Source organism: Flavobacterium arsenatis, assembly GCF_031456785.1.
In the GTDB taxonomy this organism is placed as follows: domain Bacteria; phylum Bacteroidota; class Bacteroidia; order Flavobacteriales; family Flavobacteriaceae; genus Flavobacterium; species Flavobacterium arsenatis.
In genome coordinates this window covers 57493-70787 of the sequence record NZ_JAVDVI010000012.1, presented here as the reverse complement: position 1 = coordinate 70787, position 13295 = coordinate 57493, and the positions used below count along the sequence as shown (strand labels likewise).

Sequence of the window (13295 nt, the reverse complement as noted above, 5' to 3'; positions counted from 1 at the left end):
TAAAATTGTTTTAGTTGATACTACAACTCGTTCAGCATTTTGGAAATTTCATCCAATTTTGGAGTCAGGATGATTTCGATTCTACGGTTTTTAGCTTTTCCTTCGGCAGAATCATTTGGGGCCAACGGCGAATATTCTCCTCTTCCAGCAGCAGTAAGGTTTTGTTTATTGATGGCTTTGTTTTCTGTCAGAATTCCAACAATGGCAGTGGCTCTTTTTGTAGATAAATCCCAGTTGTTTTCAATTTGCCCCATTGCTCCAGCAAATTTGTCATTATCAGTATGACCTTCAATTAAAACCGATATTTCAGGATTATCTGCCAAAACTTTTCCTACTGCTACAACTGCTTTTTTACCTTCTGTTCCAACAGCCCAACTTCCGGTTTGAAACAACAGTTTATTTTCCATTGAAACATAGACTTTTCCATTTTTCTGTTCAACGGTCAAACCTTTTCCTTCAAAGGCATTCAAAGCTTTTGATAAAGTTTCTTTCAGTTTTTTCATTGCTGCTTCTTTTGAAGAAATCATTTCTTCCAGTTCGGCAACTCGGTTAGAGCGTTCTTGGAAATCCGCCATTAATTTGTTTAAGCGGGCTTGTTCTGCAGCCAAAGCTTTTTCTTTTGCTTCAAGCTTTGCAAGCAACTCACGGTTTTTGTCAAGGTTTGTCTTCAAGACATCATCGCTGTTTTTCTCTAAAGCATTATAGGAAGATTGCAGGTTTTTCAAGTTATTGCTCGATGCTGTATAATCGGCAAGAAGCTTGTCGCGTTCGGCTTTTAGCTTTTCATATTCTTTTTGCAAAGAAGATTTATCGAGCTCTAATTGGTTTTTTGCCTTATTTAAATCTTCATTTTCATCAGCAAGTTTGCGGTTTTCCTTTTTTTGGTTGGCCAGTTTGTTTTCTAAATCGTTGTACACTTTTTTAGAAACACAAGATGTTGATAAAGCCAAAACAAGCAAGGCTATTGAAACTTTTTTTATCATTTTAATTGTTTTTAAGTACTATTTATTTTTGTATTATTATTCAATTTCAATCATAACCGGACAATGGTCAGAATGTTTGGCATCAGGCAAAATCAAAGCTCTTTGCAGTTTGTTTTCAATTAAATTACTCACCAAAATATAATCAATTCGCCAACCTTTATTGTTTCCTCTTGCTCCAGCTCTGTAGCTCCACCAGGTGTAATGATGTGGGTCTTTGTTGAAATGGCGGAAGCTATCGGTGAATCCATTTTTCATAAACAAATCAATCCAGGCTCTTTCTTCAGGAAGGAAACCCGAAACGGTTTTGTTTCTAACAGGATCATGAATGTCAATTGCTTCGTGGCAAATGTTGTAATCGCCACCAATTATCAGGTTTGGAATTTCTTTTCTCAATTCGGTAATGTATTCCTGAAATTCCCTCATGAACATAAATTTATGATCGAGTCTAGCAATATTTGTTCCAGAAGGCAAGTAAAGGCTCATTACGGAGTAATCATCAAAATCCAAACGAAGATTCCGTCCTTCAAAATCCATATAATCAATCCCGGTTCCAAAAACTACGTTGTTTGGTTTTATTTTTGAAAGCACTGCAACGCCGCTGTATCCTTTTTTTTGTGCAGAAAACCAATAATGATAAGGATATCCTGCTTTTTCAAATTCTTCAACAGGAATCTGGTCTTTTGTTGCTTTAATTTCCTGAAGGCAAATGACATCAGGATTGGCTTGTTGCAACCATTCGATAAAACCTTTAGAAATTGCAGCTCTAATGCCATTAACATTGTATGAAATAATCTTCATAATAATTTAAAAATTTTGTCTTTTCAAAAGTAGGCAAAAAGGTTTAATTTTTATAAAAAACTACTAATTTGAGTAAATAAAGAAATTGAAACTTGACCCTTCTAGGGTTGCTTTTATAACAAGTTTTGCTATCTTTGTTTTTACCAAATAAATTAAAAGCATAGATGGGTTTAGTAACCGCGAAGGAAGTTGCAAAAGCAATAAACACTGAAAAATACGGAATTTTTGGAACTTTTTCAGGCTGGCTACTGATGAAAGTGCTAAAAATTTCGACATTAAACGATGTTTACGACAGGAATAAGCATTTAAAAGATGTTGAATTCCTGAATGCCATTTTGGATGAATTCCAGATAAAATTCGAAATACCTGAAGAAGATTTAAAACGCCTTCCAAAAGAAGGAGCTTACATTACAATCTCCAATCATCCTTTGGGTGGAATTGATGGTATCTTGCTTTTAAAATTGATGCTTGAAAGAGAGCCAAACTTCAAGATAATTGCCAATTTTCTTCTGCATAGAATTGATCCGATGAAACCTTATATCATGCCTGTGAATCCTTTTGAAAATCATAAGGATGCAAAATCCAGCGTGATTGGAATCAAGGAAACTTTACGCCATTTGAGTGATGGAAAGCCTTTGGGGATGTTTCCTGCTGGAGAAGTTTCTACCTATAAAGATGGAAAATTAGTAGTTGACAAAGCTTGGGAAGAAGGCGGAATTAAAGTCATCAGAAAAGCCCAGGTTCCTGTAGTGCCTATTTATTTTCATGCAAAAAACAGCAGGTTGTTTTATTTGTTGTCCAAATTAGGCGGAACGCTCAGAACGGCAAAATTGCCATCGGAAGTACTAACGCAAAAAGATAGAATCATAAAAGTTCGAATCGGCAAACCAATTTCTGTTGCCGAACAAAATGAACATGAATCAATAGAAGAATATTCAGAATTTCTAAGAAAGAAAACCTATATGCTTGCCAATCCTTTTGAAAAGGAAAGCAAACTTTTGGCGGCACCTACTTTAAAAATACCTAAAAGTCCGAAACAAATTGTTACTGCTGCAAACCATGAAAAGATTGTAGCGGAAGTAATCAATTTGCGAAAGCTAGAATGCAGATTGTTGCAAAGTAAAAACTATGAAGTGTTTTTTGCACAAGCAGACAAAATTCCAAACATTCTTCATGAATTGGGAAGGCTTCGAGAAATTACTTTCAGGGAAGTTGGAGAAGGAACAAATGAATCCATCGACATAGACAAATTTGACAAATATTACCATCACATGTTCCTTTGGGACGAAGATGCCCAAAAAATAGCAGGTGCTTACAGGATGGGACTAGGTTCTGAAATTTATCCTAAATATGGTATTGAAGGATTTTATTTGCACGAACTTTTCCGTTTTGAATCGGAACTTTTTGATATGATGAACAAATCTATCGAAATGGGAAGGGCATTTATTGTAAAGGAATACCAGCAAAAACCTATGCCATTATTTTTGCTTTGGAAAGGGATTGTACACACCACATTAAGATACCCCGATCATAAATACCTGATAGGTGGCGTTAGTATTAGCAACCAATTCTCGGATTTTTCTAAATCATTGATGATTGAGTTTATGAAATCGAATTATTATGATCCCTACATTGCTCAATACATTCACCCTAAGAAAGAATACAAAGTAAAGCTTAAAGATGCAGACAAAGACTTCATTTTTGATGAAGCAGAATCTGATTTGAACAAGTTCGATAAGATTATTGATGAACTAGAACCTGGAAGCTTGCGTTTGCCTGTATTGATCAAGAAATATATCAAGCAGAATGCTAGAGTTGTAGCCTTTAATGTTGATCCTTTATTCAATAACGCTGTCGATGGACTGATGTATATAAGAATTGCAGATATACCAGAAAGTACCATGAAGCCGGTAATGGAAGAGTTTCAAGCAGAACTCGAAAGAAAATTAGCGGAAAAAGGCGAATAAATTAATTGAAATAATAAACGTATCCTACATTTAAAGTAGCAGAATAATCATTCGTTTTATTTTCTTTATAGATTTCTTTGTCTGGGTTCATTCCATCCATCCAGTCAGTAAAATAATATTGTAATCTCGCATCAACTATTACCGCATGATAGTCAGCCAATTTATATCTGAAACCAAGGCTAGTGGTTAGAGAAACAGCAATCCCAGAATCGCTTTTAAAACCATCAATATATTTGTTGATCATTGTATTAGAGGTTCCTATTGGCCCTAAAGAAGATTCTGCAGTTACATTATAACTAGTGATTTGAGTACCAGCACTAATGTAGGGAGTAAAAGTAGCGCCACTGTAATCATCTGTTTTAAAAGGATAGTATTCAAGTTGAATACCTACATTTCCTGCCTTAAGGTCACTACTCATAGCACGTAGTTTTTGTGCAAATAATGAATTTCCTTCAACATATTTTCCATAATGCTGTAATTCAACTTTCATGAAGGAGGCTTCCAGACGAAGTTTGAAATTGTCTGCAAAATGCGATCTGTTGCTGTTTAAAGATAAATAATAAAAAACACCGGCAGAGAAACCTACATTTTTAATTGCATTATCAAAGTTGCCTTTTTCGCCAAAGTCAGACTGAAAAAACACAGGACCGGCCATAAAACCAATTTCGTGGTAAGTATTTCCATATTGAGCTTTTACCGATGAACAGCTAATTAAAATCACTATTGATGTTATTATTTTTTTCAGCATAATAAAAAAAGATTTCAGGTGTAAGGATTGGCAAATATATAAAAACATCTATCACTTATAAAATATATATAAGAAATAGTTAGTTTTTAAGTAAAAAGCTAACGAAAACTTTTAATAGGCTGTATAAAAAGCTGTTTTCATTAAGATTTCTTAACAAAAGCGTAATTTTACTGCGAATATAAAAAAACTACGATTGCTATTTACATAAAATTGTATATTTGCTCCATCAACGAAAACGTTTTCAAAAACGTTAATAACTTAAAAATCATGTCACAAAGTATTCAATCATTTGTTGAAGCAGTTGCTAAAAGAAATCCTAACGAGCCTGAATTCATGCAGGCTGTTCACGAAGTTGCTGAAACAGTAATTCCGTTTATTGAAGAAAATAAAAAATACCAGAACAAAATGCTTCTGGAAAGAATGGTTGAAGCCGAAAGAATAATCACTTTCCGCATTGTATGGACTGATGATGCAGGAAACACTCAGGTTAACCGCGGTTATAGAATTCAGATGAATTCTGCCATCGGACCATACAAAGGAGGAATTCGTTTTCACCCTTCTGTAAACCTAAGCATCTTGAAATTCCTTGCTTTTGAGCAAACCTTCAAAAACAGTTTGACAACTTTGCCAATGGGTGGAGGAAAAGGTGGAGCTGATTTTGATCCAAAAGGAAAATCAGACAATGAAGTAATGCGTTTTTGTCAAGCTTTCATGACAGAATTGGCAAAACATATCGGTGGAAACACTGACGTTCCAGCCGGAGATATCGGTGTTGGAGGAAGAGAAGTTGGCTATATGTTTGGTCAATATAAAAGATTAAGAAATGAATTTACTGGAGTTTTAACCGGTAAAGGAATTTCTTTCGGAGGATCATTGATTCGTCCTGAAGCTACAGGTTATGGAGATGTTTACTTCGCACAAAGTATGCTAGGAACAAGAGGCGATAGCTTCACAGGAAAAACGGTTGTTGTTTCTGGTTCAGGAAACGTAGCTCAATATGCTGCTGAAAAAGCAACTCAATTAGGAGGAAAAGTTGTTACAATGTCGGATTCATCAGGATATATCTATGATGCTGACGGAATTGATGCTGAGAAATTGGCTCACGTAATGGAAATCAAAAACGAATTGAGAGGTAGAATCAGCGATTATTTGAAAAAATATCCAACTGCCAAATTTGTTGAAGGAAAACGTCCATGGGAAGTGAAATGTGATGTTGCCTTGCCATGTGCTACTCAAAACGAATTGAACGAAGATGAAGCAAAAGCTTTGGTAGCAAACGGATGTATCTGTGTTGCAGAAGGAGCTAACATGCCATCAACTCCAGAAGCCGTTTTAGTTTTCCAAAAAGCAAAAATTTTATTTGCTCCAGGAAAAGCTTCAAACGCGGGAGGAGTTGCAACTTCAGGTCTTGAAATGTCTCAAAACTCTTTGAGATTAAGCTGGACATCAGAAGAAGTTGACGAAAGATTAAAAAGAATTATGCTAGACATCCACGCTTCATGTGTGAAATATGGTTCTGATGCTTCAGGCTATGTTGATTATGTGAAAGGTGCTAACATTGCAGGATTCGTAAAAGTTGCTGACGCAATGCTTGCTCAAGGTGTTGTTTAATCAGAAATCTTAATAAATATTTTAAAAATGCTCTCAATTGGGAGCATTTTTTTTTGTTTCCTATATTAAAATTCAAATAAATTCGTTTTGTAGTATATTTGTCTTAGTAATAAAATTGTAATGAAATATTTTTTCCCGGCATTTCTCTTCCTTATATCAATACAAATTGGATTTTCCCAGAACAGTAAAAGCTGGAACAGTTATTTTAGTTATAATGAAATCAAAGATGTTTCTGAATCTAGTGATAGGGTTTTTGCAGCATCAGAAAATGCTCTTTTTTCTAAAAGCGACATTACAAACGAAATAAAAACTACCAATACAATTGATGGTTTGCCGGGTCAGACAATTTCCGCACTTTACCACAGCGAAAAGTTCAATAGGACACTTGTTGGATATGAAAACGGATTGCTTATTATCATAAATCCAGATGGATCAATAAAAACCGTTGTAGATATCATCAACAAGCAAATAAATCCTACCATAAAAAAAATAAATCATTTCCATGAACACGAAGGAATTGTTTATGTTTCCTGCGATTTTGGAGTCGTACAATACAATTTGGCAACGCTTCAATTTGGAGATACTTATTTTATTGGAGATAATGGAGCCGAAATTAAGGTAATGCAAACCGTTGTTTTTAATGGATTTATTTATGCAGCAACTGCCTTTTCAGGTATTCGAAGAGCCAATATTCTAAGTGAGAATTTAATAGATTATAATGAATGGATAAATGTCAATCCCGGAAACTGGATTGGAGTCGAGGCTATAGGAATTGAATTAGTAGCAGTTAATACAAGTTCAAACATACATCGATTTAATGGTTCTAGTTTTCAGCCCTTCATTCAATTGTTTCAACTTCCGTTGGATTTGAGAGAAAATGAAGGCTCTTTGGTCGTGACAACTCAAAACCAGGTTCATATCTATAATCCGCAACTTGCACAAACACTACAAATAAATACAAATCAAATTACCGAAGTACAAGCTGTTTTTACCTGTGCAACGGTCATAAATGGAAAAGTATATATCGGTACAAAGGAAAACGGGCTAATTACAACATCGTTGAATAATTCCTTTGCCTTCGAGTTTTTAAGTCCAAACGGACCTGAACGGAATGCGATTTTCGGAATTAATGCCTCTACTGAAAATATATGGGCTGTTTTTGGAGGATATGATGCAAGTTATGATCCCCACCTCTATTCTGGATTTGAACCAAATTTGTTTGGTGTCGGAAAATTTACAGAAAGCAAGTGGTTCAGTATCCCAAAAGAAGATGTTTTGGGAGCTAAATCACTCTCTAAGATTACGATAAATCCAACCAATCCAAACGAAGTTTACATAAGTTCCTATCATTCAGGTTTATTAAAAATAGAAAATGACATTCCTAACTATTTGTATGATCAAACCAATAGTGCTCCAAACGGTCCGGAAACATTAACTTTTGTGCCAAATTATACTAGTGTAAGGATAAATGGAGCGGCATTTGACAAAACAGGCAATTTATGGATTACAAACAGTATGGTTTTAAATGGACTCAAAGTTTTGAAAACAAACAACCAATGGCAACGTTTTGAAACGGATGATTTTGAAGATCCAGAAGATTTATACTATGATCAGCTGGTCATTGATAAGAATGGAACCAAATGGTTTACTTCAAACCATGGGATAATGGCTTTTAATGAAACAACAAATGTCTTTAAAAGAATAACCGAAGGAGACGAAGGTAATTTACCAAGTCGACTCACAAGAACGATAGCAATAGACAACCGAAACCAACTCTGGATTGGAACCACCAAAGGATTACGCGTCCTGTCAAGTGTAGACAGGTACAATTCAGATGAACAAATGACGTCAAATGCCATCATCATTATGGAAGAAGGTGTTGCCCAAGAACTGATGTATGAACAATTCATAACCGATATCGTCGTAGACGGAGCCAACAACAAATGGATCGGAACAGCCGAATCAGGTGTTTTCCAAGTTTCCTCAAACGGACAGCAAATCCTTCAACGATTTACAATTACCAATTCACCTTTGCCAAGTAATTCCATTAACGATATCGACATTAATCCAATAACAGGAGAAGTTTTCTTCGCAACAACAAAGGGAATGGTTTCCTTCAAAGGATTTTCCACTACTGGAAATGATAACCTGCAAAATGTAAAAGTATATCCAAACCCAGTCCGTCCTGAATATTACGGAACCGTAAAAATCACCGGATTGCTCGACAAAGCTAGAATAAAAATTACCGATATCGAAGGAAATCTCGTTCACGAAACCGTTTCCGAAGGAGGAACAATCGAATGGGACACCACAGCTTTCGGCAAATATAAAGTCGCTTCCGGAGTCTATATGATTTTTATTTCAGCCCAAGATGGGATTGAAACCAAGGTAAAAAAAGTGATGATCATCCGATAATTATGGGTTTAGAGAAATCTAAAATCTAAAATCTAAAATCTAAATTGCAAGTCAAAACCAAAGCAATCGTCATTTCTTCCCTAAAGTACCAGGAAAAAAGCCTGATTGTAAAATGCTTCACACAATCCGACGGACTCAAAAGCTATTTTGTTCGTGATGCTTTTTCCAACCGAAAATCGAATCAGAAAATCGCCTATTTCCAACCACTTTCTATTCTTGAAATCGAAGCCGTACACAAAAACAAAGGAACACTCGAAAACTTCAAGGAAATAAAAATCGCATCGCCGTTTCATTCCATCCATACTGATGTTGTGAAGAGCACGATTGTCATGTTCATCTCCGAAATCTTGCACCATAGCATTCATGAAGAAGAAAAAAACGAACACTTTTTCGCCTTTCTCGAAACCTCATTACTTTGGCTCGACAACCACGACGAAGTTGCCAATTTCCATCTAATTTTATTATTGGAAACCACAAAATACCTCGGTTTCTATCCCGATAATTCAGATTCCGATGCCAAATTCTTCGAAATGATCGAAGGTATTTTCACACCCTTTCACGCCGTCAGCAGTCTCTCCGATCACGAAACGCATCTGCTCAAAAGATTGATGAACCTCAAATTCGACAGCGACCAAAAAGTCTTTGCTTCTGTCGAAAGGCAAATTTTACTCAAAATCTTGATCGATTATTATACTTTGCATCTCGATGGTTTCAGAAAGCCAAAATCGTTAGATGTTCTGAAAGAAGTTTTTGCATAATTTGGGCGTGCCACCATTTTCAAAAAGGCAAATTCAGTTCGTGCATAGCCTTTTTGAAAATGCTGTCGGGCTTTCCGTTACAATCTTTTCTTTTTTTAAAGAAAAAAAAGAAAAGGATTTCCACTGCAATCCCTCACGCGAACCCGACGAAGACAATCCAACTTAAATCACCTTATTTAACTTATATGGTAAAGTCGCCAAGATTAAAATATAATTGAGCTTCTTTCACTTTTTGTTCGTTTTTAACATCACTTTGAGTCTTCGAGCCTTCGTGGCAAACAAAAACTCATAACTCATAACCCATAACTCCCAACTATTTATTACTTTCGCAAATTGATTTAAGAAAACGATAAAATGAGCACAAAATTTACTGAATATAAAGGACTTGACCTGCCAACTGTAGCGTCTGAAGTACTTGATTTCTGGAAAAAAGAAAACATCTTTGAGAAAAGCGTAACTACTCGCGAAGGAAACCAACCATACGTATTTTTTGAAGGGCCACCTTCAGCAAACGGATTGCCTGGAATTCACCACGTGATGGCTCGTGCTATTAAGGATATTTTTTGTCGTTATAAAACCCAAAAAGGCTTTCAAGTAAAAAGAAAAGCAGGTTGGGACACTCACGGTTTGCCGGTAGAATTGGGAACCGAAAAAGAACTTGGCATCACAAAAGAAGACATCGGGAAGCTAGGTGGCATTTCCATTGAAGAATACAACGAAGCCTGTAAAAAAACAGTAATGCGTTACACCGATGTGTGGAATGATCTAACCGAAAAAATGGGCTATTGGGTTGATATGGAAGACCCATACGTAACCTACAAACCAAAATATATGGAATCGGTTTGGTGGCTTTTGAAACAAATCTATGATAAGGGTTTGTTATATAAAGGATACACTATTCAGCCTTATTCTCCAAAAGCAGGAACAGGATTGTCTTCTCACGAAGTAAATCAGCCCGGAGCTTATCGCGATGTGACGGATACTACGATTGTGGCACAGTTCAAAGCGATAAATGGAGGAAAAAACACTATTGCTAAGGCTTTTGCATTAATGACTACACCATGGGAAAGAAAAACTGTTTATTTTTTAGCGTGGACGACTACACCTTGGACTCTGCCAAGTAATACGGCTCTTACTGTTGGTAAGAATATTGATTATGTACTTGTTAGGACATTTAATCAGTATACTTTCAATGAAACAAATGTAATTTTAGCAAAAAAATTAATTGAAAAACAATTTGATAAAAGATTTTTCAGAATAAACAATGATGATTTATTTTTGATTGATTTGTTAGATAAAAGTTTTGATGTTTTTGAAGATTCTGTTAATGCTGAGATAGATAGATTACTCTTTGTTTTGAAAAATTCGATTGATGACGAATCAAAGGAAGAAGAATTGAAATCTAGAATGGAATATTTAACGAATATTTCAAAAAAGATACCATACTTGGTTTTTGATACTTGTAAAGGGTCAAGTTTGTTGGAAATCCGTTACGAACAATTATTGCCTTATGCTTTACCTTACCAAAATCCTGAAAATGCTTTCCGAGTAATTTCTGGAGATTTTGTAACGACGGAAGACGGAACAGGAATCGTTCACACGGCTCCAACTTTTGGTGCTGATGATGCAAAAGTTGCAAAAGAAGCAACGCCAGAAGTGCCACCAATGTTGGTTTTAGACGAAAACGGAACACCAGTTCCATTAGTAGATTTGCAAGGAAAATTTAGAAAAGAAATTCTCGATGAAGATTTTGGTTTTTCAGGGGAATATGTTAAGGAAGATTATCTTTCTATTCAAGAAAAGGAAAATGATCTCATTAAACAAAAAGAAAGTCTTAAAAAGTTTATTCCAGAATTAAAAGAATATTTGAATGTTGACAAGAGGATAGCTTTAAAATTAAAAAGAGAGAATAAAGCTTTTCAAGTTGTCAACAATTACAAGCACAGTTACCCACACAGTTGGAGAACAGACGAACCGCTTTTATATTATCCATTAGATTCTTGGTTCATCAAAGTGACGGATGTAAAAGACAGAATGTTCGATTTGAACGATACCATCAACTGGAAACCAAAATCTACAGGTGAAGGCCGTTTCGGAAACTGGTTGAAAAACGCCAATGACTGGAACCTTTCCCGTTCAAGATATTGGGGAATTCCGTTGCCAATCTGGAGAACCGAAGACAAGAAAGAAGAAATATTAATTGGTTCTGTCGAAGAATTATACAACGCCATTGAAAAATCAATCGAAGCTGGTTTTCAAAAAGAAAATCCGTTCAAAGGTTTTGAAATCGGCAATATGTCGGAAGAAAATTATGATTTGGTTGATTTGCATAAAAATGTAGTCGATGAAATCACATTAGTTTCGGCTTCTGGAAAACCAATGAAACGCGAAAGCGACCTGATTGATGTTTGGTTCGATTCTGGTGCAATGCCTTATGCACAATGGCATTATCCTTTTGAAAACAAAGACAAGATTGATGAAAACAAAGATTTCCCAGCTGATTTCATTGCAGAAGGTGTAGACCAGACTCGTGGTTGGTTTTATACGCTTCACGCAATTGGAACTTTGGTTTTTGATAAAATCGCCTATAAAAATGTAGTTTCAAACGGTTTGGTTCTAGACAAAAACGGACAAAAAATGTCCAAACGTCTTGGTAATGCAACCGACCCTTTCGAAACAATTAAAGAATACGGTCCGGATGCCACCCGTTGGTACATGATTTCGAATGCAAACCCTTGGGACAACTTGAAATTTGATATCGAAGGAGTTGCAGAGGTACGCCGAAAATTCTTCGGAACATTATACAATACATATTCGTTTTTTAGCTTATATGCTAATATTGATGGATTTAAATATGCGGAAGCAGAAGTTCCATTAAACGAAAGGCCAGAAATCGACCGTTGGATTTTATCTGAATTGCATACGTTAATAAAAGTGGTGGACGATGCTTATGCAGAATATGAACCTACAAAAGCGGCCCGAGCCATTTCTGATTTTGTTCAGGAAAATTTGAGCAACTGGTATGTTCGTTTGTGCAGAAGACGTTTCTGGAAAGGCGAATATGCCCAAGATAAAATCGCGGCGTATCAAACGTTATATACGTGTCTTTTGACGGTTGCTAAATTGGGTGCTCCGATCGCTCCATTCTTTATGGACAAGCTTTACAGAGATTTAACACAGGCAACACAGTCGGAAAATTTTGACAGTGTACATTTGGCGGAATTTCCAAAACAAGTTGAAAACTTTGTTGATAAATCGTTAGAAAGCAAAATGCAGAAAGCACAAACCATCTCGTCCTTGGTTTTATCGCTCCGAAAAAAGGAAATGATAAAGGTGCGTCAACCGTTGCAAAAGGTAATGATTCCAGTACTTGACGCTAATTTCAAGACCGAAATCGAAGCCATTTCCGACCTTATAAAAGCGGAAGTAAACGTGAAAGAAATCCAACTTTTAGATGATGCTTCAGGTATTCTAATCAAGCAAATTAAGCCTAATTTCAAGACACTTGGTCCCCGTTTTGGTAAAGATATGGGATTGATTTCCAAACAGATACAGAATTTATCACAAGATCAAATCAATCAATTGGACACTAGTGGTTTCACAATTATTGAATTATCAGGAAATAGCATAACTTTAACCAAAGAAGATGTAGAAATTACATCACAAGATATTGAAGGCTGGCTGGTTGCAAATTCTGGAAATATTACAGTTGCTTTAGACATTACACTATCTGAAGAATTGAAAAATGAAGGGATTGCAAGAGAACTTGTAAACAGGATTCAGAACATCAGAAAAGATTCAGAATTTGAAGTTACCGATAAAATTGTGGTGCATTTAGAGATAAATAATATAGCTGAAACAGGCAAATTGTATGACGCTGTTGTAGCCAATGAAGATTACATCAAATCGGAAACATTGACTGAAACATTGATTTTTGAGAAGAATGTAATAAATGGAATAGAAATTGAGTTTGATGATATAAAAACAAGATTATTAATTACAAAATAACCCCACT

General features: G+C 35.7%; 8 protein-coding genes. 5 read left to right on the top strand and 3 right to left on the bottom strand.

Features of this window, described 5'->3' with window-relative positions:
- Positions 1-20 precede the first annotated feature (20 nt).
- Both J2X31_RS13300 and J2X31_RS13295 read right to left on the bottom strand, forming a co-directional pair.
- On the bottom strand, positions 21-983 hold the full coding sequence (locus J2X31_RS13300) for an OmpA/MotB family protein (protein ID WP_310027306.1): 963 nt from the start codon (positions 981-983) through the stop codon (positions 21-23).
- A gap of 36 nt (positions 984-1019) precedes the next feature.
- Positions 1020-1781, bottom strand: coding sequence for an exodeoxyribonuclease III (locus tag J2X31_RS13295; protein ID WP_310027305.1), 762 nt, complete (start codon positions 1779-1781; stop codon positions 1020-1022).
- 164 nt (positions 1782-1945) lie between these two features.
- Between J2X31_RS13295 and J2X31_RS13290 the strand changes: the two genes are divergently transcribed.
- Positions 1946-3748: a lysophospholipid acyltransferase family protein gene (locus J2X31_RS13290; protein WP_310027304.1), complete on the top strand. Its 1803-nt coding sequence runs from the start codon at positions 1946-1948 to the stop codon at positions 3746-3748.
- A gap of 1 nt (position 3749) precedes the next feature.
- Here the strand turns inward: J2X31_RS13290 and J2X31_RS13285 are convergent, their stop codons facing one another.
- Positions 3750-4496, bottom strand: coding sequence for a THC0290_0291 family protein (locus tag J2X31_RS13285; RefSeq protein WP_310027303.1), 747 nt, complete (start codon positions 4494-4496; stop codon positions 3750-3752).
- A 267-nt stretch (positions 4497-4763) separates the two neighbouring features.
- Between J2X31_RS13285 and gdhA the strand changes: the two genes are divergently transcribed.
- The 4 genes from gdhA (at position 4764) to ileS (ending at position 13288) form a co-directional block, all read left to right on the top strand.
- Positions 4764-6107 (top strand): NADP-specific glutamate dehydrogenase, encoded by a 1344-nt coding sequence (gene gdhA / locus J2X31_RS13280; RefSeq protein WP_310027302.1) that lies wholly within the window; start codon positions 4764-4766, stop codon positions 6105-6107.
- Between the two features lie 120 nt (positions 6108-6227).
- The gene (gene porZ / locus J2X31_RS13275) at positions 6228-8522 is read left to right on the top strand and encodes a type IX secretion system anionic LPS delivery protein PorZ (protein ID WP_310027301.1); all 2295 of its coding nucleotides are present in this window, start codon (positions 6228-6230) and stop codon (positions 8520-8522) included.
- 44 nt (positions 8523-8566) lie between these two features.
- Complete coding sequence (recO, locus tag J2X31_RS13270) at positions 8567-9280, top strand: DNA repair protein RecO (RefSeq protein WP_310027300.1); 714 nt, start codon at positions 8567-8569, stop codon at positions 9278-9280.
- Positions 9281-9634: 354 nt separating this feature from the next.
- Positions 9635-13288, top strand: a complete 3654-nt coding sequence (gene ileS / locus J2X31_RS13265) for an isoleucine--tRNA ligase (RefSeq protein WP_310027299.1) — start codon at positions 9635-9637, stop codon at positions 13286-13288.
- Positions 13289-13295 lie beyond the last annotated feature (7 nt).